We start from the raw sequence: 25,797 nt of genomic DNA on the forward strand, positions 1-25,797 counted from the left end.
ATAACTACATATTTAAAATAATATATAAAAAACTGATAGCTTATAAATCCCATAAATAAATTTAATTAAAAAGAAGGGGAGAATGAATTTGATACAAGTAGGAATTATCGGAGGAACAGGTTATGTTGGGGCAGAACTTGTAAGGCTTTTGTCAAATCATAATAAAGTAAAAATATCCGGAATATCTTCTGCTCAATATAAAGGAAAATCTATTTCCAGTATATATCCAGGGTTTTATGGACTCAATGAACTTGTATGTGAAAGTCAACAGGAGGTTATGGAAAAAAGTGATTTAATGTTTTTGGCATTGCCCAGTGGATTAAGTGAATCTATTGTTGAAAAGGCGATCCATAAAGACAAGGTATGTATAGATATGGGGGCAGATTTTAGATTTAAAAATGAAGCTTTATATAAAAAATGGTATGGTAAAAGTTTTCTTGCACATAGTTTACATGAACAAGCTGTATATGGGCTTCCGGAATTAAATAGAGAGTATATAAGAAAATCGCAGATTATAGGTAACCCGGGATGTTATGCTACTTCTGTTGAACTTGCTCTTTTACCGCTTATTTCTGGAGGATTAATAGAAGAGAATGGAATAATTGCAGATTGCAAATCAGGGGTGACTGGATCGGGAAAAAATCTTACTGAAAGCAGCCATTTCGTAAATTGCAATGAAAGCTTTGCTCCTTATAAAGTGGCAAATCACAGGCATACACCGGAGATAGAAGAAAATTTAAGTAATATATCTAAAGAAAATGTGAAACTGACATTTGTCCCCCATTTGATTCCAATAAACAGGGGAATTTTATCTACAATTTATACAACTCCAAAGAAACCAATGGATATAGAAAAAGTGCATGAAAAATATTGTGAATTCTATAAAAAAGAGAATTTTGTGAAAGTACTTCCTCTTGGAGAAATATCAAAAATAAATAATGTTAGGCTTTCAAATTACTGTCATATATCTCTACACTTTGATGAAGAAAATAATAAATTGATAGTTATATCTTGTTTGGATAATATGATGAAAGGTTCGGCAGGACAGGGGATTCAAAATATGAATATCCTTTTAGGATTTGATGAGACAGAAGGTCTTACCGATGTTCCTGCAATTTTTTAATTAAATTTCAAGGAGGCTGTTAAAATGAAATTTCAAATTATTGATGGTGGAGTTACTTCTCCAGAGGGATTTGTATCCTCAGGAATTAGCTGTGGCCTTAAAGGTGAAAATTTAAAAGATTTAGCACTTATAAAATCTACTAAGCTTTGCAATTCAGCAGGAGTTTATACGAAAAACAAAGTTAAAGGAGCACCACTTTTAGTTACTAAGAAGCATTTGAAAAATAAAAGTGCTCAGGCAATTATAGCAAATAGTGGCAATGCAAATACCTGTACAGGTGAGGAAGGAATAAAAAATGCAGAGCAGATGTGTGAATATGCAGCAAAAGAACTTGGGATTGAAAGTGACAATGTACTTGTTGCATCTACAGGAATTATAGGGTTTAAATTAAACATTGGAGCTATAAAAAATGCAGTACCTGAACTTGTTAAAAGATTGGATAAACAGGGATATAACGATGCTTCAAAAGCTATAATGACTACAGATACTGTCCAAAAAACAATGGCTTTAAAATTAGAGATTAGCGGTAAAACAGCAACTATTGGCATTATGGCTAAGGGCTCTGGAATGATACACCCTAATATGGGAACTATGCTTTCCTTTATAACAACGGATATAAATATAAGTTCTGAGCTTTTAGAAAAAGCTTTGAAAGAAAGTGTAAGGATAAGTTATAACAGAGTTTCAGTAGATGGGGATACTTCAACTAACGATATGGTGCTCATACTTGCAAATGGATTAGCTGGAAATCCTGTAATAGAAGAAGAAAATGATGATTACAAGGTATTTTTAGAGGCACTTAAAAAATTAAATATAAAGATTGCCAAAATGATTGCAAAAGATGGAGAAGGTGCTACAAAGCTTATAGAGTGTAGAGTTTTAAATGTACCTGATGAAAAGGAAGCTGAAATACTTGGGAAGTCAGTAATATGTTCCAGTTTGGTTAAAACTGCCTTCTTTGGGTGCAATGCAAATTGGGGAAGAATACTGGATGCAGTTGGATACTCCGGAGTGGATTTTGATATAAATAAGCTGCAGGTATCCATGGAAAGTTCGAAAGGGAATGTACTGGTATTTAAAGATGGAGAGCCTGTGAGTTTTTCAAATGATAAAGCGACGGATATATTATCGGAAGATGAAGTGAGTATAATTTTAAATTTCAATTCAGGCAGTTGTAGTGTTTGCTGCTGGGGATGTGATTTAACTTATGATTATATAAAAATCAATGGAAGTTATATGTCGTAAGAAATTAAATTGTAGTGATTATATTAAAAAAGGGGGCACATAATGGATTATAATGAGGTGGCAAAAGTTTTAGCAGAATCACTGCCCTATATTCAGAAATACAGAGGTAAAACTATAGTTGTCAAGTATGGCGGCAGCGTAATGAAAGATGAAGAACTCAAAAGGTGCGTTATAAATGATCTGGTACTTATGAAATGCGTTGGAATAAATATAGTAGTTGTTCATGGAGGAGGGCCTTTTATTTCCTCCCATTTAAAAAAGCTAAATAAAAAAAGTATTTTTATAGATGGATTGAGATATACAGACGACGAAACCATGGATATAGTTCAAATGGTGCTTTGCGGAAAGGTCAATAAGGATTTGGTCAATTTAATTGAAAGTTACGGTGGAAAATCCATAGGATTATGTGGAATAGATGGAGCTATGATTGAAGCCAAAAAAGTTTCTTCTAAAATGGATTTAGGAAGGGTTGGGGAAATAGTAAATGTAAATACCGAGATTATTAATAATTCTATAGATAATGGCTATATTCCAGTAATAAGCAGCGTAGCTAGAGGAGATAGCGGTGAATTATATAATATAAATGCAGACACTTGTACTTTTAGAATTGCAGCAGCTTTAAAAGCGCAGAATTTAATACTTCTTACAGATGTACCTGGGGTTATGAAAGATTCAGAAGATCCCTCCACATTGATTTCAGAATTAAAATTGAAGGATATTCCCAAGGTATACGAAAGCAATATTATAAAAGGAGGAATGATACCTAAAGTAAACTGTTGTGTTGAAGCTATCAAATGTGGGGTTAAAAGTGCTCATATTATTGATGGAAGAGTTCCTCATTGTCTTCTTGTAGAATTGTTTTCAAAAAGCGGCATAGGAACCATGATCTCTTAAAATGGAAGTTAAAATAATTTATTGTATTAAAAATTTATAATAAAAAGGGGGCAAGACCATTTACAAGGCTGTATAAGTTTTGTACAATGGAAATTTATATGGATTATTTATATTATGCAAAGGAATATTTAATGAACACTTATAATCATCTTCCCGTAGTGTTTACGCATGGAAAAGGATGTAAGTTATATGATGTTTCAAATAAAGAATATCTGGACTTCACTTCAGGTATTGGAGTTATGGCATTAGGCCGTGGAAATGAGAAATGGATTAAAGCTGTTGAAGATCAACTGGAAAAATTAGCCCATACATCAAATATAGTTTTAAATGTTCCTATATTAGAATTAGCTAAAAAGCTTACAGAAATTTCAAATATGAGTAAAGTATTCTTTTGTAATTCGGGGACAGAGGCCAATGAGGGGGCTATAAAACTTGCTAGGAAGTATAGTTTTGAAAAATATGGCAAGGGAAGAAATACTATAATTACTTTAAACAGAAGTTTTCATGGAAGAACAATGGCTGCATTGGAAGCTACCGGAGAAGAGGAACTTCATAAATATTTTTATCCTTTCCCGGAAGGATTTAAACATACTGATATTACTGTAGAAGCTCTGGAAGAAGCTGTGGATCCAAGTGTTTGTGCTATTATGATAGAAGCAGTTCAAGGAGAAGGGGGAGTAAATCCTTTAAGTAGTGAATTTGTTCATAAGGTATTTGAAATAAGTGAAAAAAAAGATATCTTAGTTATATGTGATGAGATTCAATGTGGTCTAGGAAGAACAGGAAAATTATATGGATTTAATAATTACAATGTACATCCTGATATTATATCTGTAGCCAAAGCTCTTGGTGGAGGCCTGCCCATGGGTGCTGTACTTTGTAATGAGAAGCTTAAAAATACTTTTAAATATGGGGATCATGGTTCCACTTTTGGTGGAAATCCAGTTTGTGCAGCGGGAGCTATTGAAGTGTTAAATGAAATTGCTGATGAAAGTTTTTTAAAAGGAGTAGCTGATAAGGGAAAATTTATTAAGGAGTTTTTTAAAAATAAATCTTTTAAAAATATAAAAGAGGTTCGTGGAATAGGATTGATGGTAGGCATAGAAATTAAAGGAGAAGCTTCTGAGGTGCAAAAAAAGATTTTTGAAAAAGGTCTCCTTGTATTAACTGCCGGTAAAAACAATGTAGTAAGGCTTCTTCCACCTCTTGTAGTTTCCAAAGAGGAATTGGAAAAAGGATTAAATATAATATATGAAGTTATAGAAAGTATGTAGATAGTTAAAAGGCTCCAGCTTATTAAAAGTAAGCTGGGGCTATTTTTGTGGTTAAAAATTCATAAAATTACATGTAATAATTTATACAAACAAGGTAAAACTAGATTAAAATAGTTAGTTAACTTTGTAAATAAAAATACAGAGTATGAGGAGGAGGTTTTAGAAATTGACTGTCGGATCCAAAGTAAAACAAACATTGATTACTCTTAAAGGCGCAGAAAGCACCTTGAGATTATATTCTCTGCAGGAACAAGATAAAAAGGCCAGAGCTGTGTATAGAGAGGCTTTTGAAGCTGTAGGAGGTATAACTCGGGATTTAAATAAGAGAATGAAATTTTTAGAATATGAAGAACCACAGTATAAAGGTAATTGATTTGGAGGAATAATATATGAAGATCTGGATTGCAGTTTTATTAAAATCCACAGCATTGTTTTTTTTGTCCCTGATTTGCATAAAAATACTGGGTAAAAAACGATGGGCTAAAATAACTCCTTTTAATTTTATAAATTACATTGTAATAGCTGTTTTGATTGCATTGATTTCCGTAAATATTATACCTAACTGGGTATTTGGCATACTTGCTTTAGCTGTATGGGTACTATTCCCGATAGCTTTGGATTATATATGCATGAGGAGCAAATTTATGTATGACTTAATAAATGGAAAAGAAATAGTAGTTGTAAAAAAGGGAAAAGTCATGGAGGAAAATTTAAGTAAAATAAGGTATAGCGGTGAAGATCTGCTGAGAGAGCTTCGTTCCAAAAATGTGTTTAATCTGGGAGATGTAGAATTTGCAATAATGGAATCTACAGGAGATATAAATGTAATATTAAAATCCGATAAAAAACCAGTTACTCCAAAAGATTTAGGAATACAGACTTCACCAGATGGAGCGCCTCAGACTGTAATACTAGATGGAAATGTAATAAATGAATCCTTGAGCAATTTGGGATTAAATCAAGGATGGTTAAATGAGCAGTTGGAATTACAGGGAGTATCTTTGGATAATGTATTTATAGGTCAGGTGAATTCAAAGGGCGAACTCTATGTAGATTTGTTTGATGATATGATTGAAGTCCCACAATCAAATGTAAGAGAGATGCTATATGCCAACCTGGAAAAGGCAGAAGCAGATTTAATGTCATTTACTTTGGATACACAGGATAAAAATGCACAGGATATCTATAAAAAAGATTCTCTTATATTAAAAAACATACTGGAAAAATTAAAACCCTATTTGTTGGGATAGAAGGTGATAAAATGTCTGATAAAAAGAAAAAAAAGCTAACGCCTGCACAACAGCAGTATCAAAGCCTTGCAAAAGAAAATGAAACCAAAAGAAAGGTTTTTACAAATTGTTTAAAGGCATTTTTAGTAGGCGGAATTATATGTACAATAGGTCAAGGTTTGCAAGTTATGTTTATAAAGTATTTTAACTTTACAGAAGCAACTGCTGGAAATCCTACTTCTGCCATTTTGATAATAGTATCCGTACTTCTTACAGGGTTTGGTGTATTTGATCACATTGCCCAGTGGGCAGGGGCAGGTACTGCCATACCTGTTACTGGTTTTGCAAATTCCATTGCATCTTGTGCCATAGAGCATAAAAGTGAAGGATTTGTTTTAGGAGTAGGAGGAAATATGTTTAAGTTGGCAGGATCCGTAATAACTTTTGGAGTTTTTTCTGCATTTGTAGTGGCTATTATAAAAATAATTATTCAATGGTTAGGTGGGATTTAAATGATTCAAGGACATCAATCGTGGATATTTGAATCCAAGCCTATTATACTTGGTTGTTCCGCTGTAGGAGGGCCTTTTGAAGCAAAGGGTGCTCTGGCCAGAGAATTTGATTTACTTCATGAAGATATATGGCTTGGTCAGGATAGCTTTGAAAAGGCTGAAAAAAAATTACTGGAAGAAGCTTGCAATCTGGCTATAAAAAATTCAAAGGTTAAAAAAGAAGATATAAATTTTTTTGTCAGTGGAGATCTTATGAATCAGATAACCAGCAGCAGTTTTTCTGCCAGAACTCTTAAAATACCTTATTTAGGCATATTCGGAGCCTGTTCAAGTTCTATGGAGGGATTGGCAATATCGTCCTTTATTGTAGATAGCAATGGAGCTGAATATGTTCTCTGCGGAACTTCAAGCCATAATGCGGCTGCAGAAAAACAATTCAGGTATCCTACGGAGTATGGAGGGCAAAAACCTCCTACGGCACAATGGACAGTAACAGGAGCTGGAGCTGCAGTAGTTGGAAAAGGGTATGATAAACCTAAAGTTACTTCAGCTACTATGGGTAGAGTAATAGATATGGGAATTTCTGATCCTTTTAATATGGGAGCGGCCATGGCACCTGCCGCAGTTGATACAATAGAGGCACATTTTAGGGACTTAAATAGAGATCCTTCCTATTATGATATTATAGCTACTGGTGATTTAGGAAAAATAGGGCACGAAATAGCTAAAGAAATGTTAAAAAAGGATGGATTTGAATTTCCGCAGGGAGTATTTACGGATTGTGGTATTTTAATATATAAAAAGGATCAGCCTGTATTTTCAGGTGCCAGTGGATGTGCTTGTTCTGCTACAGTAACTTATGGACACTTTTTAAAAGAGATGAGCCGAAAAAAAATAAATAAAATATTGATAGTAGCCACAGGAGCACTTATGTCACCTATGTCTTATCAGCAAAAGGAAAGCATACCTTGTGTTGCTCATGCAGTGTCTATAGAAGCATAGAAAAGAGGTGCATTTATTTATATGGAAAAGTTTTTTTGGGCATTTGTAGTAGGAGGAATAATATGTGTAATAGGGCAAATTATGATGGACGTCTTTAAACTTACTCCAGCTCATACTACAACTACCCTTGTAGTAGTTGGAGCCATACTAGGTGGATTTGGACTATATGAACCACTTATAAAGTTTGCTGGAGCAGGTGCTTCTGTGCCTATAAGCAGCTTTGGGAATTCACTTGTAAAAGGCGCTATTATGGAAGCCAAGGAGTTCGGAGTAATAGGAGTTCTAACTGGAATTTTTGAAGTTACTAGCGCAGGTATATCCGCTGCTATAATTTTTGGATTTATTGGGGCTTTATTATTTAAACCTAAAGGATAACCACTTAAAGGAGGTGATAAAATATGACAGTTGGAACTCAAATGCAGCAGGCAATAGCTGGGATCCAAAGTGCAGCTGCAACTATGAAAACATTTGCCCTGGAAACTCAGGATCAAAATGCAAAAAATGATTTTCAGAATATAGCAAAAAATCTGGATGAAGCTTTACAAGTACTTAATGGAAGACAAAAATATATTCAGCAACAAGAACCTCAATATACTAAATTGTAATAGTTATTGCGAACAAATTAATATTTATATCTAGTTTAATACGAAGACTATAATTGTCAATATGTGAGTATGGATAATTATAGTCTTTAAATCTGAAATGAACTAAAATAAATATGATATACTGTAAAAAACAATTAATTTAAAGGATGAAAAATATGAATAAAAAAATTGCAATAATAGGTTATGGAAAAGATGCAGTGGATACCTATGGAAAACAAATCACTGCCTTGTTTTCAAATAATTTATCAATAGAAAAATTTTACATAGATGAATCAGAAATAAGAAAGAGAATAAATGCAGATCTTATACTGGTACAGTCCTATCATACTTTAAAAAAAGTGAAACCATATTTGAATCTGGAAAGTAAAATAGTATTTGCAAACAGAACTATTTCAAAAGCTGGATTTTGCAAAATAATGAATATTCCCAAGGGAACGCACTTAGGGCTTTTAGATGAAAGTATGGAAATGGCTATAGAAATGGTATGTTTATTATATGAACTTGGAATAAAGCATATAGAAATCGCTCCTATATATCCTGGTATTGATAAGAATATACGGGGAAAAACTCTTATTTTATTGGGGAAATCTACCTGCAATACTGAAGGAGCTGAAAAAATTATAAACATAGGACATAGCCTTCTGGATATAAGTACTATAATTGATATAGGAGAAAAGTTAAATTTACTTTATATTTTACAAAATCAAAATATTAGAATGGGATATAAGGAAATTGTCAGTAAGAATTTTGGACTTTCTCATATAATAGGACAGACAAATCGTTTTGAAAGCGAACTTAAAATACTGCTGCAAGTTCTCAATGATGGCATAATAGGAATTGACCCCAAAGGTAGGATCTACACTTATAACGAGGGGGCAGAAGAAATAATTGGTGTAAATAAGGACAATGCAATGGGAAAAAATATAATTGATTTAATGCCAGATATTTCGTTTGAAATGGTTTTGAAAAATATAAGACCAATTAAGGAAAGACTTATAAAAATAAAAGGATATGATGTTGTATTGTCTGCGCATCCATTAGTTAATTCAGGCATACTTTATGGTGTGGTTATTATCATTAAAAAATTTAATGATATAGAAAAAAAGCAGTATAGATTTAGAGCTCAAATAATTGGACAAGGATACAGGGCAAAATATAAGTTTGAAGATATATTTGGAGAAAGTGAAATTATAAAAAAGTATAAGGAAATTGCAAGGAGAATGGCAAACTCAGATTCTTCAATATTGATAACTGGAGAAAGCGGTACTGGTAAGGAATTATTTGCGCAGGCAATACACAACAGTTCAAAAAGAAGGGAGTACCCTTTTGTAGCTGTAAATTGTGCTGCTATTACTGAAAGTTTGTTGGAAAGTGAATTGTTTGGATATGAAGAGGGTGCTTTTACAGGAGCTAGGAAAGGAGGAAAACCGGGATTATTTGAACTTGCACATAAGGGTACTTTATTTTTAGATGAAATAGGTGAAATGCCCTTAAATCTTCAGACAAAGCTTTTAAGAGTGCTTCAGGAAAGAGAGGTTATGCGAATAGGAGGAAGTGGCTTAATCAAAGTAGATATTAGGATCATATCTGTAACTAACAGGAATTTGAAAGATATGATAGATGAAGGAAAGTTCAGGGAAGATCTATATTATAGATTAAGTGTGCTCCCATTGAATTTACCACCATTAAGGTACAGAAGGGAAGATATAATACCTTTACTCAATGACATAAAAGATCAGTTAAATGTTGATTTTATACTGACAAAATCAGCTGAAGATGCTTTAACTGATTATAATTGGAAGGGAAATATAAGAGAACTTAAAAACTATATAGAGTATTTTGCAAGTTTAGGCATTAGAAAAATAGATTTAAAAGACTTACCTTTTTATAGTGAAAAGTCTCATAAAAATACACTGGATAACAGTGAAAAAATCATTTTTAAAAAGTTTTTAAGTGAAGCCCATAAGGATATGGAAAAATATATATTTTTATTGGAAGAGTTAAATAAAGGCTTTAAAAATGAAGAGAGAATGGGAAGGCGGAGTTTGTACAAAATAGCCAGGCAGAAAAATATTTTTTTAAGTGAACAGGAAATAAGAGTTATGCTCATAGAGCTGGAAAAAAATTTAATGATAAAAATGAATAGGGGAAGAGGGGGAAGCGTAATTACGAAATTTGGTGAGAAGGTATTAAACTATTTGAAAGACAATGTTTTATCCGAAGGCTACCATTGCTAACATCCACAGCTAAGAATCACTGGATAGTAAATTACATATATAAAAGGGTTAAATGGGTAAATAAAGTATACCATTTAACCCTTTTATATATGCAGATCTCTAGAAAATAAGGCTTCCTTCTATGTAAAATACTTGGCACAATATATGCTCTTAAAATTATAGTATGAAATGAAATTATGATTTTAAATTTGTATATATTGAAGTATTATTTTGGAAGGAGTATATAGATGAAGAGACTTATGACAGGCAATGAAGCTATTGCAAGGGGGTTTTATGAAGCAGGTGGAACTGTAGCATCAGCTTATCCGGGAACACCTTCTACAGAAATACTTGAAAATATTTCAAATTACAAAAATATATATTCGGAATGGGCACCAAATGAAAAAGTGGCAACGGAAGTGGCCATAGGGGCATCAATTGCAGGAGCAAGATCCCTTACAGCAATGAAACATGTTGGATTAAATGTGGCGGCGGATCCTCTTATGACATTTGGATATACTGGAGTTAGTGGAGGGTTTGTTTTAGTGTCGGCAGATGATCCAGGTATGCATTCTTCACAAAATGAGCAGGATAATAGATATTATGGTAAGTTTTCTAAAATGGCTATGATAGAACCAAGTGACAGTCAGGAATGCAAAGACTTTATAAAAGAAGCCTTTAAAATATCTGAAAAATTTGATACGGGGGTGGTATTTAGAGTTTCCACTAGAATATGCCATTCGAAGTCTTTAGTGGAGATGGGCTTGAGAAAAGATGTGGAGATAAAACCGTATTTAAAAAATATATCTAAATTTATAACCATACCTGCAAATGCAAAAAAGCTTCATGTAATAGTGGAAAATAGATTGAAAAAACTAGAGGAATTTAGTAATACCACTGCTCTAAATAAAATTGAATGGGGAAATAGAGATATAGGAATTATAACTTCAGGGATAAGTTATGAATATTCAAAAGAGGTATTTGGCAGTAATGCATCTTATTTAAAGCTTGGTTTTACCAATCCACTTCCTTTTGAAAAAATAAAGAAATTTGCACAAGAGGTGAAAACCCTTTATGTAATTGAGGAATTAGAACCTTATATGGAAGATCAGATTAAAGCAAAAGGAATTAAGTGTATAGGAAAAGAAAGGATACCGAATGTAGGTGAATTAAATCCGGATATTATTGCCTCCTCGATTTTGGGGATAAACAATAAAAGTGAAGGGGAAGCAGCTAGTTCTATGGAAAGTTTAAAAAGGGAAGTTATATCAAGACCTCCTACTTTATGTGCAGGATGTCCTCATAGAGGATTATTTTATACTTTATCCAGGAAAAAAGATATAATGATCACAGGGGATATAGGCTGTTATACTTTAGGTTGTGCCGAACCTTTAAATGCAATGGATACATGTATTTGCATGGGCTCATCCATAAGTACTTCTCATGGAGCTGAAAAAGCTTTTAAAATCAACGGAGTAGATAAAAAGGTGGTGGGGGTAATGGGTGATTCCACCTTCTTCCATTCAGGCATTACAGGTTTAATTGATATAGTTTATAATAAGGGAAATTCAGTTACTATAATACTAGACAACAGGATAACTGCAATGACGGGTCACCAGCAAAATCCAGGTACAGGATATACTTTAACTGGGGAAAAAACTAATGCCATAGATATAGCCTGCCTATGCAGTGCTCTGGGAATAAAAAACATGTGGACGGTTAATCCCCTTGATTTAAGTGAAACAGAATCTGCTTTAAATAAGGCATTGGAAATTGACGAACCTTCAGTAATTATAACCAAATGGCCTTGTGTACTCAAAAAATTGAGCAAAGAAGATAAGAAGCAATTTAATTTTAACAAAACTGTGTATAAGGTAAATGAGGAAAAGTGTAAAAAGTGCAAGATGTGTATAAAATCAGGATGTCCGGCTATATCCGTTTCAAATTTTTCACACATAGATGAGGATATTTGCGTTGGGTGTTCCCTATGCGCCCAAATATGTCCTTTTCACGCAATAGAAAGGGCAGGTGACAGATAAATGAATAGAGTAAAAAATATTTTATTTGTAGGAGTTGGCGGCCAGGGAATTATACTGGCATCTAAAATACTGATTTCAGGTCTTATATCAGCAGGTTATGATGTAAAAATGTCAGAAGTGCATGGTATGGCTCAAAGAGGTGGAAGCGTTACTACACAGGTTAGATATGGGGATAAGGTATATTCACCTATTATTGGGAAAAGTAGTGCAGATGCAATTGTTGCCTTTGAAAAAATAGAATCACTAAGGTGGATTGATTATTTAAAATCGGATGGAAAATTAATCGTAAATGATTATAAGATACCTTCAGCTACTGTGCTTTCAGAAAAGGAAAAATATCCTAAAAATGTTATTGAAAATATAAAATCTCATATAAAAAATGTTACGGTGATTAATGCAGCAGAAGAAGCTAAAAGACTTGGAAATATAAAATCACAAAATATGATCATGTTGGGGGGGTTATTAAAGAATCTACAACTTCCAGAAGTGAATTGGGCGAAGGCCGTAAGGGAAAATGTAAAGGAACGGTTTGTCGATTTAAATATAAAGGCCATAGAAGTTGGAATGAATATATAATAGGCAAATAAAAAATCACTATTTAAGATAAATTTTTAATAGTGATTTTTTATTTACTTTATTTAATCAAAATCAATAAAAATATTGTATAATAAAAATAGAGTATATTTACAAAAGATGGATAGAATCTGCTTTTTACATATAATAGTAAAAATAAATTATCAAAAAAGCCTACTGATAAATATAATATTAATATCAAGTCATTCTTGGATTTGGATGGAGTTTGGCCATAATGTAATAAAGGGGGATAATTATAATAATGGTATAATATATAAATTTTTTTAGAAAGGAGAAGTTATGAATTATTATTGCGAAGAGTGGAATAGAATGAAAATTAAGGGAAAAATAAAATTTATATTGGATATTAAAAATCTCATGCTTGCATTTATATTTATATTTATATTTTTAGTGGTAAAAATTTTTACACTTAAGCAGTTTTATCTGTTAAAGGAATTCATATTTTATATTGTATATATGGCTGTAGCTTTTTCAATTCTTCTAATAATATCGCAAAGTATAAAATGGAATTTATATGAGAAGTTTTTTAATGGGAATTTTTCGAAAAAATCATTTATTATAAAATTAAGTGAAATTATTCTGGGAATTTTAAGTCTGTGGATTCCTCTTGGAATTTTTTATTCTATATTTGCAATAGCGCCTAATTCCTATATAGTAAAAAATCTCAGTTTTACTTTGAATTATATAGTTTATTTTACTGCCTATATAATCGTAAATTGTATATTTTGGATATCAATTGGGTTCATATTAGAATTTTTAATTAATATAAAAGCCATAGGTTTTTTGAATCCACTAATAAAAGGTAAAAATAAAATTTATATATTAATTGATAAAAGAAATATATTTTAGTAATCTATAGTATAATAAAAAATACAGCTAAATTTTATGAGGTGGGGATTTAAATGAGGGTTATAATAGACAGATTTGAAGGACCGTATGCTGTTTGCGAAAAAGAGGATAAGACCATGATGGATATAAAGAGAATAAATTTACCTAAGGATGCAAAACAGGGATGTGTACTTGATATATGCAAGGATAAAATATCTATAAATATAGAGGAGACTGAAAAAAGGAAAGGAAAAATTGATTCTTTGACTGAAGATATATGGAACTAAAGCTTTTTAATATGCAATCAGCAGATACGAAAAACATATGCTTTCCATATCTGCTGATAATTGCAATTGTTAATGTATTGATTTTTTCTTATAACTCTTTCCCGAAACTTCAACATTCCCAATGGTTATAAGTGCGGTACTATCGAAATCATAAACTATAGATTTCAATTTGGCTATTTCTAGACGTGATACTATTACATATATTACATTAGTTGGGGTATTGGTATAACCTCCTTTACCATCCAAAAGTGTAACTCCTCTTCCCAATCTTGCTAAAATTGCGTCGGTTATATCAGTGTATTGATCTGAAATTATCAATACGGATTTTGATTCATCCAGTCCTTCTACAGTTATGTCAATTACTTTAAAAGCTATAAAATAAGTTATAAGTGAATACATGGCCCTGTCCCAGCTAAATACAAGGCCGGCACTGCTTAATATAAATATATTAAAAAACATTACTATTTCACCTATAGAAAACCCGGTTCTCTTGTCCAAAATTATAGCTATGATTTCAGTACCGTCTGATGATCCTCCACTTCTTATCATTAATCCAACTCCGATTCCGAGTATTATTCCACCAAAAACTGAAGCTAAGAGAGTGTCATTTGTGACACCATTAATTGGTTTAAGAAGAGATACCATGATTGACAGAGAAGTTACAGAAAATAAAGTGGAAAGTGTGAAAGTTTTTCCAATGTGTTTATATCCCACTAATAGAAAGGGTATATTTAATACAAAGATAAATAGACCAAGAGGTAATTTTGTAAGATAACTGGATATAATTGATATACCGGTAATACCTCCATCTATTACATTGTTGGGGATTAGAAATAATTCCAAAGCTATGGATGCCAGGGTAGCTCCTATGAACATAAATGCTATCTTACTGGCTGTTTTAAATATTTTATGGCGTTTTTTTGACATTGAACCACATCCTTTATGTGAATTTTATCCGATGGCTAACCACTGCTAATACCACAATTTTTTCAAAGTGGAGAATGATGAGCAATGATACGCCCATGGATAAGTTCTTCTAACATTCAGATACGAAAAGCATTTCTTATAAGCAACTCTACCTGAACCTAAGAATTACTTTATATCGTTTAATATCCATAGTTATTTATAAATATTACAAGAAATGAAATAACATTCATAATTATATGCTATATAAAAGGGAAGTTATACAGCAAAGATATCTGAAAATAAATAATAAGAACATGAGATTTATGGATATTATGGTATTAATACCATAATATAAGATTAAATGAATTTTATTAATAATGTAAGAACTATATGTAACACTTATATATATTATATATTAAAATTTTACTTTCTGTCAAATTGCCAGTTAGATCCATATGCGTGTAATTAAATAAAACTATTTCCTATGCAGAAATAGTTTTATTCCACTTTTCACATCTTCCACCAAAAAAACCTATAATTTTTTTACTGCCAAGTATTTTTATAACTTCACATCTATTAGGGCATCCTGTACATTCAAAACTCTTGGATATAAAATTTGTATTTATCAGATCAAATCCCTTGAACCTGGTAAAAGTATTGCTTTTTTCCAGACTTTCTTTTGCCAGAATAGCTGCACCAATAGCTCCCATTACTTTAAAATTTTTAGGTACTACTATTTCTTTGCCCAATGCTTCCTCAAAAGCATTTTTTATTCCTATATTGGCAGCAACTCCACCTTGAAAAAATATCTCTGATTGTATATCTTTTCCTTTAGCCACATTGTTTAAATAATTTCTAACTAGAGCATTGCACAATCCTTTTATTATATCTGGATTGCTGCAGCCCAACTGCTGCTTGTGTATCATATCCGATTCAGCAAATACAGCACATCTCCCAGCTATTCTGGCAGGGCAGGTGGATTTTAAGGCGTAATTTCCAAATTCGTTTATGGGAATATCAAGCCTTGATGCCTGCCTATCAAGAAAAGAACCAGTGCCTGCTGCACATACTGTATTCATTGCAAAATCTAATACAATACCGTTTTGCAACAGTATTATTTTAGAATCCTGACCACCTATTTCTAGTATGGTTCTTACATCTGGATCCAAATGTAAAGCAGCAACGGCATGGGAAGTTATTTCATTTTTAACTACATCGGCACCTATAATTGAGGCCGCAATTTGTCTACCACTTCCTGTAGTTCCCACTGCTGATATGTGTTTATCCTCATATTTGTTTTTTAAAAATTTAAATCCCTCTTGAATTGCATTTATAGGTCTTCCTTTTGTCCTTAAATATAAGGATTCAAGGACATTTATTTTTTCATCTACTATTACAATATCCGTACTAACAGAGCCTACATCAACTCCCATATAATACATTGTTTTTTCTCCTTTCAAGTAAATCTAAGAAAGCTTCTATTCTGGTTACATATCCTGCTTCACCGGTCATTTCATCTACTATCAGGGTAAGTATAGGAAAATTTTTGTCTTTTGCTATAGTGGGAAGTATGGATTTTGATACGATTTCCGGCATGCATCCTACGGGAAAAATCTGAATTGCACCATCAAATCCCTTTTCACTTGCCAGAACAGCTTCTCCTATACATTCTCTGGCATGACCTCCTACATAAAAAGGCAGATATTTTTTGGAAGCTCTCCTTATATTGATAGAATTTAATTTAAGTGGTGACAGAGCCATATCTTTAACCCACCAGCTAGGAGTAATATACCTAACTGTAGATACGCCGTAATTCATAAGCTTTTCTTCTATAAATAGATTTGAAAAGGGCTCTATTATAGTATATATTTCACCTATTATGGCAATCTTTAGAGGTTTTTTGTTTTTGAAAATAGGAACCTTATCTAATTTTTTCATATAATTTTTTAATGCACATATCATTTCTTCCGGTGAAGTGGTCTCAAAAGCTCTTTTCCTGCATTCATTTAAGATACCTTTACATTGACCTTTTTGCAATTCATAACCAGAGAGAATTTTTGCCTTTTTTTCAATATCATCCATTAGGTTTATTATTTTAAGGCCAAAGCTGGCCATTTTTAATTTTCCCACAGTGCTTTTTTTACTCTCTGAAGCAATGATGTTTATTCTTCTAACAAGCTCTTTTAAACCTATATCTTTTGGATAATCCAGTACTATAAAATTTAAGTCATACCCCAATTTTTTTAGTAGATTCATTTGAAGTTCACAATATTCACCAAACCTGCAGGGACCGCAGCTTCCAACTATTAATATTGTATCTGCACCATTTTTTATGCTTTGAATATAATTGCCTATCATTATTTTAAATGGGAGACACATTTCTTCAGGAGAGTATTGAGAGCCTATTTCCAATGCATCTTTATTGCTTAAAGGTGGAATTACATAGTCAATTCCAAGCCCATCAAATATGGCTTTTGCAGCAAGAAAAGTATTTCCAAGATGTGGAAAAGTTATTTTCATGAGTTGAGACACTTCCTTTCCAACATATCGTGAAAAGCTTCAATTCTAGTATTGAAACCTGCTTCCCCGGTTTGTTCATCTATTTTTAATATTAGAAGGGGAAAATTGTTTAATTTATTTTTTATAAGTTCTATTACTACAGAGTCTATACCACAGGCAAAGGAGGATATATAAATTATTCCATCTACCTTCTTATTTTCGGATAGGTAAGTTGAAAAACCGTAAGAATTTTTAGCAAAAGTCCAAAATGGTTTTTTAAACAGTTCTGCAGCTTCCGCATCTATTATATTTTCATCTATGTTTTCTTCAGTGAGTATGCCAATTCCAAGGCTATTTAGTTTTTTTACTATATTCATATTGGTAAAACTATCGTTTAAGTTGTACGGGTGACCCGCTAAAGCTACCTTTAGTGGAAAATTTGAATTATTCGAAGGTGCTTTGTAATTATATTGTGCTCCTAAAGCTTTTTTATAAGCTCTCCTGATTTTAAAAATGTTCTTAGTACATATTAAACCTGCATTTAATACCCAGCTTCTGAATTTCTTTTTAGAAAAGGCATATATGGGATAAGTCAATGCGGGAGGCATGTTTGGAATATCATTCAATACCATTTCAGGAAGGCCACAAAATTTAGGACAAATGAACTCTCTTTTTTCAAGCTGCATTACCCTAGGAATAAGTATTACGTCACATTTATCTTTTATGGCAGTTATATGTCCGTGAAATACTTTTATAGGAAGGCAGGCTTCGTCTACACAATGTTTTACACCCATATCCAGTATGTATTTATTGGTATCAGGTGAGGTTATTATCTCTGCACCTAATTCTTCAAAGAAAGTTTCTACAAAGGGATGGTATTTACAATACAACAATCCTTTAGGAATACCTATTTTCATATATAAATAGCTGCTTATACATAGTAAAAATGTTATAAGGCAGCAATACCTCCAGTCTTTTTAAATTAGTAGAAAATGTAAACTACGTACACTTGTATATTTTATCTCAATTTCAAAAATTTATACAGTTTTATAATTTATTTTTTTAATTTATGTAATATATATTATGTAAATTAAAAATTGAAATGTAAACATCATCTTATATTTCGATTCTGTTAAAAAAAATAATTTTAAAAAAATCGAAACCTACTTTTTATACCTTAAACGATTTTTTATTTTCATATTCTACAAATAAATTCATGCCTGATATCCATAAATAAGACTTGATTTTACATAATATAAGCTTATACTTTTTTTAGAAGAAAAAAGGGGAGGAGAGGAGAAAAATGAACTCACAAAGTTATCACCACATTGTGGAAATATTTTGATTTTATAAATATCCACTTTATTTCCACAATATGGGTATAACTTCATTTAAAGAGAAAATGAATTAAAGGAAAATCAAAAATTCATTTTTCAATTTGAAAATTAGTATATTGCAGTTGATAATAGTATCAACTGAAAGAAAAGAAAAATTTGCAATATATTATTTTACAAATTAATACAAAATGTATGAAAAATAAATTTTCATAACATAAAATGATAAAAAATTGTTTGGTTAAGAAGCTTACTATAGAATTTATTATAAAAATTTATTAATTTTTATAATAAAAGAAGGATTTTGTGGTATTTATATAGAATACTTAACTTCGCTAAATAATCATTTAGCGAAGTTGGACCTATTTTTAGAAAGGGGAGCATTCTATGCAGTATAATTTGAAACATATCTATAACCCGGCACTGCCCAAGTGTCTGAATGATTTTTTAAATTATCTTGGAACCATTAGAGGAAAATCAAAAAATACTTTAAGTGGTTACAAGGTGGATTTGACTATGTTTTTTAGATTTTTAAAACTTTATAAAGGAATAATTAAAGAAAACTATGAATTCAAAAAAATAAACATAAGTGATATAGATGAAGATTTTATAAAGCAAATAAATTTAAGCGATCTATTTGCTTTTATATCCTTTGCTGAAAATTATAGAAACAACGGAAGTTATACCAGAGCCAGAAAAGTAGCTTCGTTAAAGTCCTTTTTTAAATACCTTAATAATAAAGCTAAAGTAATAAATGAAAATCCGGCCATGGAATTGGAATCGCCTAAAATAAGCAAAAGAAATCCTATTTATTTGAGCCTGGTGGAAAGCAAGGCTTTGTTAAAAGCTGTGGATGGAAAATTCAAGGAAAGAGATTACTGCATTATAACTTTTTTTTTAAACTGTGGTATGAGACTTTCTGAATTGTGTAGTATAAATATATCAAATATTAAAGATGATACTTTAACTGTAGTTGGAAAAGGCAATAAAGAGCGAACCATCTATTTAAACAGAGCCTGCATGAAGGCTCTGAGCAATTACCTGACTGAAAGGAACAGCCATTATAATAAGATAAAGGATAAGGATGCCCTTTTCATAAGCAGAAATTACATCAGAATAAATAAAAGAACTGTGGAATTGATGCTGAAAAAATATTTGAAAAATGCTGGCCTGGACAGTGAAAAATATACACCTCATAAGCTCAGGCATACTGCAGCTACTCTTATGTATAAATATGGAAATGTAGACATTAGAAGTCTTCAAAAAATACTGGGCCATGAAAATGTATCCACTACTCAAATCTATACCCATGTGGATGATGAAAAACTTAGAGAAGCAGTAAAATCAAATCCTTTAAGTGAAGAAGAGGAATAATAGCATTTCAACCAAAAAATCAAAGGCTGAGATTTTTTTTCCAGCCTTTGATTTCATATGTTATTTATTTTTAGTTTTTTTCTGAATCCTTATAAGACCTGGATATTCTTCATATGCAACTTCTTTAAAAGTATCTTCATTCTCTAAAACTTCCTTCAACCCATCTATATCATTTATAAATCCAACAAGGTTATCTTCTTCTTTTTCACTGTTTTCATTTAAATCTTCTTCATTAAGTTGATAATGAGAATCAAATGAATCATAGTTGCTTTCTTCCTTTTCATATCTTCTGGATTCATTTTCATCATCTATGATATCATCAATTTTTATAGCTCTCATGTCATAACCTTCCATCTCAAGGCATTTACCACAATTGTTGCATTTTTTACTTGAATTCAAGTCACATAATTTACACTCACCACAGTCATCACACACTTTGTTTTTATCAAATATACAATAATTATCTTTCATACATAATATTCTCCTTCTTAATTATATAATAAATAGTATAGAACATAAGTTTGATATTTGTCAACTTTTGTGATATAATTCACATAAATAAGTTATAGGAGTGTTTTTTTATGAGAGATTACAGTAATAATAGACAACTTCAGATATATGAATTTATAAAGTCTCAAATTAAAGAAAAGGGTTACCCGCCATCTGTTAGAGAAATATGTGCGGCTGTGGGGTTAAGGTCTACTTCTACTGTTCACAATCATCTGGAGAGATTGGAAAAACGTGGGCTTATAAAAAGAGATGGCATTAAATCCAGAACTATAGAAATTATAGAAAAATCAATTCCACAAAAAGAGATGATTGATATCCCCATCATAGGTGATATAGCCGCAGGCATGCCTATTTTAGCAACGGAAAATGTGGAAGACTTTTTCCCTATTCCCGTGGATTTTATTAAAAATGATAAAAAACTATTTATATTGAGAGTAAAGGGAGAAAGCATGATAGATGCAGGTATATTGAATGGAGACTTTTCTATACTGGAGCAGACTAATTTTGCTGAAAATGGAGATATAGTTGCAGCTTTAATTGGAAACGAGGCTACTTTAAAAAGATTTTTCAAACAAGAAAGCAATATAAGGTTACAGCCGGAAAACAAGAATATGCCGCCTATTATAGTGGATGACTGTAAGATTATAGGCAAGTTAGTGGGCGTATATAGAAGATATTAAGTTTAGTATATAATAGTTAAAAACAGAGATCTGCTTTATTTTAAAGTAAATCTCTGTTTTTGAACTTGTATTTTCTACAGTATACTGGATAAAGCTATGAGTATGCCCACTTTGGCATGATCAAAAGTGAGCCCGCCTTGAAGATATCCGATATAAGGTTCTCTTATAGGGGCATCTGCGGATAACTCTATGGAAGATCCCTGTACAAAAGCCCCCGCAGCCATTATAACTTGATCTGAATATCCAGGCATATCCCAGGGTTCACACTGAGCAAATGAATCTATTGGTGATCCCTTTTGGATGGAACTGCAGAAATTTATTAATTTTGATTTATCATTGAATTTAATTGCCTGTATTATATCACTTCTTTTATCATTGTATTTAGGAAGAACTTCAAATCCTGCCAGTTCCATAATTCTCGCACAAAAAATAGCACCTTTTACTGCCTCTACAGAAATATGCGGGGCTAAAAATAGTCCTTCATATAAAAGCCTCATGACTCCGAAAGTGGAGCCACATTCCCCTCCTATTCCAGGAACAGTAAGTCTATAGGAAGCTTGGGTGACGTAATCTTTTTTACCTACTATATACCCTCCGGTAGGCGCTATGCCGCCGCCTATATTCTTTATAAGAGAACCTGCTGCTAAATCGGCACCTACATCTGTGGGCTCCAATGTATCTATAAATTCCCCGTAGCAATTGTCTACAAAACATATTACATTTGGGTTTATCTGTTTTATAAAATCAATTATACTTTTGATTTCAGATATGAGAAGAGATTTTCTCCAGCCGTAACCAGTGGATCTCTGTATATGAACCAACTTTATCTTATTGTTTTTTTTCAGGTGCTCCCCTATGCTCTTAAAGTCTATTTTATTATCTTCAGTTAAATTTACCTGCTCATAATTTATACCATATTCTTTGAGAGAACCTAGTTTTTTATCCGTATCTATTCCTATTAAACTATGTAGGGTATCATAAGGAGTACCACATACAGAAAGCATTGTATCTCCAGGACGTAAGTTGCCAAAAATTGCACAACAAAGGGCATGGGTACCATTTACAAAATGAGGCCTTACAAGTGCACTTTCTGAATTGAATATTCTGGCATATACCCTATCCAGAGAATCTCTTCCTATATCACCATATCCATAGCCGGAAGAATTGGTAAAATGAGATTCGCTTATTTTTTCCTGCTGAAGGGCATCTAAAACTTTTATCTGGTTATATTCTCTTATCTCATCGTAATATTCAAATTGATCTTTCACATCATCCAGGGCCTTTTCGTATAAGTTTATTATTTCTTTACCTATTTTATATCTGTTTTTAAGTTTTTCTTTAGTTATTTCCAGCAATATTTTTACCTCCTTAAAGATGTTAAAATAACGCATAGAAAGGGAATAGGCATTACCTATTCCTCATCTATAGTTTATAATAACCATATGACTTGATGTTTTTTAGTTATTCTTTATCATCTGTTTCAATTGGTGTATTAAATAAGATTGATTTTATGGGTGTAATAGTGGAAATTGCATGTTTATATACCATCATCTGCTTGCCAGCACAATCTAATATAACTGTAAAATTATCAAATCCCTTTACTGTTCCTCTAATTTGAAATCCATTGGTCAGATATATGGTAACTGAAATTTTGTTTTTTCTTGCACCGTTTAAAAAAATATCCTGTAAATTATTAGCTGGTTTACTCATAGTTCTCACCCTCCGTAATTTTATTATATAATTCTATAAATATCACAAAAATCCTTCAGTATATAGCAGAAAAAAAGAATTCAATGATATTAAATCTGGCTTTAATAAAAACATATTAATATATTAAATTTAAAACTATTGTATGGTTTTAAGTACATTTATTATATGATGAGCTATTTCCCCATAACAATTGAAATTGTCCTCATTTACCCATATGACCCTTTTATCTTTTCTAAACCAGGTCAATTGCCTTTTAGCATAATTTCTACTTCCTTTTTTCACTAAATATATGGCTTCGTCCAGGGATATCTTATTTTCTAAATAACTCAGTATTTCCTTGTACCCTATACCCTTCATGGATTGCATATCACTGGTATAACCCATTGATTTCAATTTGTCAACTTCATCTATAAGCCCCTTTTCCAGCATTATATCCACTCTATTGTTTATTCTCTGGTATAATTTAGCACGATCCATAGTTAATACAAAATAATATATTCTATAAGGTATTTGATATAAGTGATTTTGGTGATTAAACTCACTTATGGTTTTCCCCGTAAGTTTATAAACTTCTAAAGCTCTGATAACTCTCTTTAAATCATTGGGATAAAGTTTCTCATAAGATGACATATCCACTTCCTTTAAAAGAGAATGTACATATTCTTTCCCCTGTTCCCTGGCCAGTTTTTGAAGATACTCCCTATAGCCCTTATCTACCTGTGCATCTGTAAAATTATAGTTGAAAATAAGTGAATTAATATAAAGCCCTGTGCCACCCACTACCATTGGAAACCTATTTCTTTTATATATTTCATCTATGGATTTCACAGCCAGTTTTTTGTATTTTGATGCGTTAAAACTTCTATTGGGTTCGATAATATCTATTAAATGATGTGGTACCCCCTGCATTTCCTCTTTTGTAATTTTCGCAGAACCTATATTCATATATTTGTATATTTGCATAGAGTCTGCAGATATTATCTCGCCGTCTAATTTCTTAGCAATTTCAATGGATATATCAGTTTTTCCCACTGCAGTAGGTCCTGCCAGTATAAATAAGTTTTGCATATTTTTCTCCTCACTGTATTCGCTTGAATTTCTTCTCCAGATCATTTAAAGTGAATTTTATTATAACAGGTCTTCCATGAGGGCAGGTAAAAGGATCTTCTATAAACCTTAATTCCTCAAGTAAATGATCCATCTCCATTTGTGATAAATGATCCCTTGCTTTAATGGCGGCTTTACAAGCGAGAGTTGCTATGGAAAGATATTTTACTTCACAAGTATCTCCAGAACCCATATTTTTCAAATTATCAAGTATATCCATAAATAAGTTTTTAATATCTGGTTTTCCAAGTATCATAGGTACTTCCCTTATACTTACAGCCGTATCTCCAAATAATTCTATATTGAATCCGGTTCTTTTAAATATATCGTCATTTTCCATATAATAATTATAATCAATAGGTGTAAGTTCTATAACTACTGGAGTCACTAATACTTGAGACAATATTTTTCCGTTTTGAATGCTTTTTTTATATTTTTCAAAGAGAATTTTTTCATGAGCTGCATGTTGATCTACCATATATAGATTATTTCCATCCTCTGCTATTATATAAGTATTGTAAAATTGGCCAATTATTTTGAGAGGTGGAAATTTAGCAGCTGTATGTTCCTCATTTTGAATTTCTCTATTTATTTTATCCGGTGAATTTTTTTGTATATAATGATCATCATTTTTATATAAATTTGGTTTATATTGCTGAAAGTCATTGATATTTTCATGGAGAGAATTATATTGACTTTCATTTTTATCATTTTGATTTAAATAATTTTCACTGTTTAAGGATTTTAAATCAACTGGAATTTGAATTTGTTTTACTTCAGTGGCATTAGAATTTAAATCATCCTCTTTTGTATCAATGGTAAAGGAATCCTTTAAATTATTTCTAAGAGCTTCATGAACAGTATCAAATACAAATTTAAATATCATCCTCGGGTCACTGAATTTTATCTCCCATTTGGCAGGATGAACATTTACATCTATAAATTCAGGAAATATATCAAGGAACAATATAAAAAAAGGAAATTTATTTATGGTCAGGAAGGACTTAAAAGCTTTTTCCACAGCTGTGGTTATAGGTTTATTTTTAATATATCTCTTATTTACAAATAAGCTTTGATGATTCCTGCTGCCCCGGCTTATTTCAGAATTGCCTATATATCCATAAATTGAAATTATATCACTGTGTTTTTCTATGGGTGTTATATTTTCATAGATGTTTTTACCGTATATACATCGTATAACATCCATTACATTACCAGTACCATAAGTAGTGATAGATTTCTTGCCGTTTTTAAAAAATTTAAAAGAAATATGGGCATTAGCCAGAGAGAGTCTGCTTACTATATCTGAGATTCCTGCAGACTCACTACTGGAAGATTTTAAAAATTTTTGTCTTGCAGGTACGTTGAAAAATAAGTTCTCTACTAAAACTGTAGTTCCAAGATTGCATCCACTATGTTGAACACTTTTTAAAATTCCTCCATTTATTATTATCTCCATACCGGAATCAAACTGATCAGTCCTGCTTTTAAGGGTTATATTGGATACGGCAGCTATGCTTGCCAGAGCTTCACCCCTAAACCCCATGGTGTTTATTTTTCCAAGATCTTCTACATTGTTTATTTTGCTTGTAGCATGGGGCATAAAAGCTTTTTCCATATCCATAGGATGTATTCCAGAGCCATCATCTATTACTTTTATAGATTTTTCTCCACCCTCTTCAATTTCTATAGTTATATTTTTAGCTCCTGAGTCTATACTGTTTTCAAGTAATTCTTTCACTACAGATGAAGGACCTTCTATTACTTCACCAGCAGCAATTTTGTTTGAAGTATTTATATCCAGTAGATTTATTCTTTTCATTATATAT

At 31.9% G+C, this 25,797-nt stretch carries 26 protein-coding genes; 17 read left to right on the top strand and 9 right to left on the bottom strand.

Annotation, left to right across the window (positions count from 1 at the left end; all coding sequences use genetic code 11):
* Positions 1–88 precede the first annotated feature (88 nt).
* The 15 genes from argC to AB8U03_RS07195 all read left to right on the top strand — a co-directional run bounded on the left by argC (position 89) and on the right by AB8U03_RS07195 (position 13,848).
* Complete coding sequence (gene argC, locus AB8U03_RS07125; RefSeq protein ID WP_369703935.1) at positions 89–1,123, top strand: N-acetyl-gamma-glutamyl-phosphate reductase; 1,035 nt, start codon at positions 89–91, stop codon at positions 1,121–1,123.
* A gap of 24 nt (positions 1,124–1,147) precedes the next feature.
* Entirely contained in the window at positions 1,148–2,368 is a 1,221-nt protein-coding gene (gene argJ / locus AB8U03_RS07130) for a bifunctional glutamate N-acetyltransferase/amino-acid acetyltransferase ArgJ (protein WP_369703858.1), read from the top strand.
* Between the two features lie 42 nt (positions 2,369–2,410).
* Positions 2,411–3,262: an acetylglutamate kinase gene (argB, locus tag AB8U03_RS07135; protein ID WP_369703859.1), complete on the top strand. Its 852-nt coding sequence runs from the start codon at positions 2,411–2,413 to the stop codon at positions 3,260–3,262.
* Positions 3,263–3,360: 98 nt separating this feature from the next.
* Complete coding sequence (locus AB8U03_RS07140) at positions 3,361–4,536, top strand: aspartate aminotransferase family protein (RefSeq protein WP_369703860.1); 1,176 nt, start codon at positions 3,361–3,363, stop codon at positions 4,534–4,536.
* A 166-nt stretch (positions 4,537–4,702) separates the two neighbouring features.
* Positions 4,703–4,909: a DUF1657 domain-containing protein gene (locus AB8U03_RS07145; RefSeq protein ID WP_369703861.1), complete on the top strand. Its 207-nt coding sequence runs from the start codon at positions 4,703–4,705 to the stop codon at positions 4,907–4,909.
* Positions 4,910–4,925: 16 nt separating this feature from the next.
* The gene (locus tag AB8U03_RS07150) at positions 4,926–5,786 is read left to right on the top strand and encodes a DUF421 domain-containing protein (RefSeq protein WP_369703862.1); all 861 of its coding nucleotides are present in this window, start codon (positions 4,926–4,928) and stop codon (positions 5,784–5,786) included.
* 11 nt (positions 5,787–5,797) lie between these two features.
* Positions 5,798–6,277, top strand: a complete 480-nt coding sequence (gene spoVAC, locus AB8U03_RS07155; RefSeq protein WP_369703863.1) for a stage V sporulation protein AC — start codon at positions 5,798–5,800, stop codon at positions 6,275–6,277.
* Positions 6,278–7,279 carry a stage V sporulation protein AD gene (spoVAD, locus tag AB8U03_RS07160; protein ID WP_369703864.1) on the top strand — a complete coding sequence of 334 codons (1,002 nt, stop codon included), beginning with the start codon at positions 6,278–6,280 and terminating at the stop codon, positions 7,277–7,279. It abuts the gene before it with no gap.
* 21 nt (positions 7,280–7,300) lie between these two features.
* Positions 7,301–7,654, top strand: a complete 354-nt coding sequence (gene spoVAE / locus AB8U03_RS07165; protein WP_369703865.1) for a stage V sporulation protein AE — start codon at positions 7,301–7,303, stop codon at positions 7,652–7,654.
* 23 nt (positions 7,655–7,677) lie between these two features.
* Positions 7,678–7,884, top strand: coding sequence for a DUF1657 domain-containing protein (locus tag AB8U03_RS07170; protein WP_369703866.1), 207 nt, complete (start codon positions 7,678–7,680; stop codon positions 7,882–7,884).
* A gap of 155 nt (positions 7,885–8,039) precedes the next feature.
* Positions 8,040–10,121, top strand: a complete 2,082-nt coding sequence (locus tag AB8U03_RS07175) for a sigma 54-interacting transcriptional regulator (RefSeq protein ID WP_369703867.1) — start codon at positions 8,040–8,042, stop codon at positions 10,119–10,121.
* 227 nt (positions 10,122–10,348) lie between these two features.
* Positions 10,349–12,139, top strand: a complete 1,791-nt coding sequence (gene iorA, locus AB8U03_RS07180) for an indolepyruvate ferredoxin oxidoreductase subunit alpha (protein ID WP_369703868.1) — start codon at positions 10,349–10,351, stop codon at positions 12,137–12,139.
* Positions 12,140–12,715: an indolepyruvate oxidoreductase subunit beta gene (locus tag AB8U03_RS07185; protein WP_369703869.1), complete on the top strand. Its 576-nt coding sequence runs from the start codon at positions 12,140–12,142 to the stop codon at positions 12,713–12,715.
* Positions 12,716–13,012: 297 nt separating this feature from the next.
* Positions 13,013–13,582, top strand: a complete 570-nt coding sequence (locus AB8U03_RS07190) for a hypothetical protein (RefSeq protein WP_369703870.1) — start codon at positions 13,013–13,015, stop codon at positions 13,580–13,582.
* A gap of 53 nt (positions 13,583–13,635) precedes the next feature.
* Entirely contained in the window at positions 13,636–13,848 is a 213-nt protein-coding gene (locus tag AB8U03_RS07195) for a DUF3006 domain-containing protein (protein WP_369703871.1), read from the top strand.
* A gap of 69 nt (positions 13,849–13,917) precedes the next feature.
* Here AB8U03_RS07195 and AB8U03_RS07200 read toward each other — a convergent pair whose 3' ends face one another.
* The 4 genes from AB8U03_RS07200 to AB8U03_RS07215 all read right to left on the bottom strand — a co-directional run bounded on the left by AB8U03_RS07200 (position 13,918) and on the right by AB8U03_RS07215 (position 18,170).
* Positions 13,918–14,775 carry a YitT family protein gene (locus tag AB8U03_RS07200; RefSeq protein ID WP_369703872.1) on the bottom strand — a complete coding sequence of 286 codons (858 nt, stop codon included), beginning with the start codon at positions 14,773–14,775 and terminating at the stop codon, positions 13,918–13,920.
* Positions 14,776–15,236: 461 nt separating this feature from the next.
* Positions 15,237–16,196, bottom strand: a complete 960-nt coding sequence (locus tag AB8U03_RS07205; protein ID WP_369703873.1) for an acyl-CoA dehydratase activase — start codon at positions 16,194–16,196, stop codon at positions 15,237–15,239.
* The gene (locus AB8U03_RS07210) at positions 16,177–17,274 is read right to left on the bottom strand and encodes a 2-hydroxyglutaryl-CoA dehydratase (protein ID WP_369703874.1); all 1,098 of its coding nucleotides are present in this window, start codon (positions 17,272–17,274) and stop codon (positions 16,177–16,179) included. Before AB8U03_RS07210 ends, AB8U03_RS07205 begins: the two co-directional genes overlap by 20 nt.
* Positions 17,271–18,170, bottom strand: a complete 900-nt coding sequence (locus tag AB8U03_RS07215) for an acyl-CoA dehydratase activase-related protein (protein ID WP_369703875.1) — start codon at positions 18,168–18,170, stop codon at positions 17,271–17,273. Before AB8U03_RS07215 ends, AB8U03_RS07210 begins: the two co-directional genes overlap by 4 nt.
* Before the next feature lie 804 nt (positions 18,171–18,974).
* Here AB8U03_RS07215 and AB8U03_RS07220 point away from each other — a divergent pair.
* The gene (locus AB8U03_RS07220) at positions 18,975–19,961 is read left to right on the top strand and encodes a tyrosine recombinase XerC (protein ID WP_369703876.1); all 987 of its coding nucleotides are present in this window, start codon (positions 18,975–18,977) and stop codon (positions 19,959–19,961) included.
* A 60-nt stretch (positions 19,962–20,021) separates the two neighbouring features.
* Here AB8U03_RS07220 and AB8U03_RS07225 read toward each other — a convergent pair whose 3' ends face one another.
* Complete coding sequence (locus AB8U03_RS07225) at positions 20,022–20,432, bottom strand: hypothetical protein (RefSeq protein WP_369703877.1); 411 nt, start codon at positions 20,430–20,432, stop codon at positions 20,022–20,024.
* A 110-nt stretch (positions 20,433–20,542) separates the two neighbouring features.
* On the opposite strand from AB8U03_RS07225, the gene lexA reads away from it, so the two are divergent.
* The gene (lexA, locus tag AB8U03_RS07230) at positions 20,543–21,151 is read left to right on the top strand and encodes a transcriptional repressor LexA (RefSeq protein ID WP_369703878.1); all 609 of its coding nucleotides are present in this window, start codon (positions 20,543–20,545) and stop codon (positions 21,149–21,151) included.
* Positions 21,152–21,225: 74 nt separating this feature from the next.
* Here the strand turns inward: lexA and AB8U03_RS07235 are convergent, their stop codons facing one another.
* From AB8U03_RS07235 to mutL, 4 genes are all read right to left on the bottom strand, one after another.
* Positions 21,226–22,506 (bottom strand): methionine gamma-lyase family protein, encoded by a 1,281-nt coding sequence (locus AB8U03_RS07235; RefSeq protein ID WP_369703879.1) that lies wholly within the window; start codon positions 22,504–22,506, stop codon positions 21,226–21,228.
* 106 nt (positions 22,507–22,612) lie between these two features.
* Positions 22,613–22,861, bottom strand: a complete 249-nt coding sequence (gene hfq, locus AB8U03_RS07240) for an RNA chaperone Hfq (protein ID WP_369703880.1) — start codon at positions 22,859–22,861, stop codon at positions 22,613–22,615.
* Positions 22,862–22,996: 135 nt separating this feature from the next.
* Complete coding sequence (gene miaA / locus AB8U03_RS07245; RefSeq protein ID WP_369703881.1) at positions 22,997–23,929, bottom strand: tRNA (adenosine(37)-N6)-dimethylallyltransferase MiaA; 933 nt, start codon at positions 23,927–23,929, stop codon at positions 22,997–22,999.
* A 10-nt stretch (positions 23,930–23,939) separates the two neighbouring features.
* A complete protein-coding gene (mutL, locus tag AB8U03_RS07250; protein ID WP_369703882.1) occupies positions 23,940–25,790 on the bottom strand; it encodes a DNA mismatch repair endonuclease MutL in 1,851 nt (616 codons plus the stop codon).
* Positions 25,791–25,797 lie beyond the last annotated feature (7 nt).

The sequence above is a fragment of the Clostridium moutaii genome (genome assembly GCF_041205085.1).
In the GTDB taxonomy this organism is placed as follows: domain Bacteria; phylum Bacillota; class Clostridia; order Clostridiales; family Clostridiaceae; genus Clostridium_B; species Clostridium_B moutaii.

Coding starts and splice junctions, on each gene's coding strand:
- argJ (WP_369703858.1), top strand. CDS start 1,148: ATGAAATTTCAAATTATTGATGGTGGAGTTACTTCTCCAGAGGGATTT.
- argB (WP_369703859.1), top strand. CDS start 2,411: ATGGATTATAATGAGGTGGCAAAAGTTTTAGCAGAATCACTGCCCTAT.
- AB8U03_RS07140 (WP_369703860.1), top strand. CDS start 3,361: ATGGATTATTTATATTATGCAAAGGAATATTTAATGAACACTTATAAT.
- AB8U03_RS07150 (WP_369703862.1), top strand. CDS start 4,926: ATGAAGATCTGGATTGCAGTTTTATTAAAATCCACAGCATTGTTTTTT.
- spoVAC (WP_369703863.1), top strand. CDS start 5,798: ATGTCTGATAAAAAGAAAAAAAAGCTAACGCCTGCACAACAGCAGTAT.
- spoVAD (WP_369703864.1), top strand. CDS start 6,278: ATGATTCAAGGACATCAATCGTGGATATTTGAATCCAAGCCTATTATA.
- spoVAE (WP_369703865.1), top strand. CDS start 7,301: ATGGAAAAGTTTTTTTGGGCATTTGTAGTAGGAGGAATAATATGTGTA.
- AB8U03_RS07170 (WP_369703866.1), top strand. CDS start 7,678: ATGACAGTTGGAACTCAAATGCAGCAGGCAATAGCTGGGATCCAAAGT.
- AB8U03_RS07175 (WP_369703867.1), top strand. CDS start 8,040: ATGAATAAAAAAATTGCAATAATAGGTTATGGAAAAGATGCAGTGGAT.
- iorA (WP_369703868.1), top strand. CDS start 10,349: ATGAAGAGACTTATGACAGGCAATGAAGCTATTGCAAGGGGGTTTTAT.
- AB8U03_RS07185 (WP_369703869.1), top strand. CDS start 12,140: ATGAATAGAGTAAAAAATATTTTATTTGTAGGAGTTGGCGGCCAGGGA.
- AB8U03_RS07190 (WP_369703870.1), top strand. CDS start 13,013: ATGAATTATTATTGCGAAGAGTGGAATAGAATGAAAATTAAGGGAAAA.
- AB8U03_RS07195 (WP_369703871.1), top strand. CDS start 13,636: ATGAGGGTTATAATAGACAGATTTGAAGGACCGTATGCTGTTTGCGAA.
- AB8U03_RS07200 (WP_369703872.1), bottom strand. CDS start 14,775: ATGTCAAAAAAACGCCATAAAATATTTAAAACAGCCAGTAAGATAGCA.
- AB8U03_RS07205 (WP_369703873.1), bottom strand. CDS start 16,196: ATGTATTATATGGGAGTTGATGTAGGCTCTGTTAGTACGGATATTGTA.
- AB8U03_RS07210 (WP_369703874.1), bottom strand. CDS start 17,274: ATGAAAATAACTTTTCCACATCTTGGAAATACTTTTCTTGCTGCAAAA.
- AB8U03_RS07215 (WP_369703875.1), bottom strand. CDS start 18,170: ATGAAAATAGGTATTCCTAAAGGATTGTTGTATTGTAAATACCATCCC.
- AB8U03_RS07220 (WP_369703876.1), top strand. CDS start 18,975: ATGCAGTATAATTTGAAACATATCTATAACCCGGCACTGCCCAAGTGT.
- AB8U03_RS07225 (WP_369703877.1), bottom strand. CDS start 20,432: ATGAAAGATAATTATTGTATATTTGATAAAAACAAAGTGTGTGATGAC.
- lexA (WP_369703878.1), top strand. CDS start 20,543: ATGAGAGATTACAGTAATAATAGACAACTTCAGATATATGAATTTATA.
- hfq (WP_369703880.1), bottom strand. CDS start 22,861: ATGAGTAAACCAGCTAATAATTTACAGGATATTTTTTTAAACGGTGCA.
- miaA (WP_369703881.1), bottom strand. CDS start 23,929: ATGCAAAACTTATTTATACTGGCAGGACCTACTGCAGTGGGAAAAACT.
- mutL (WP_369703882.1), bottom strand. CDS start 25,790: ATGAAAAGAATAAATCTACTGGATATAAATACTTCAAACAAAATTGCT.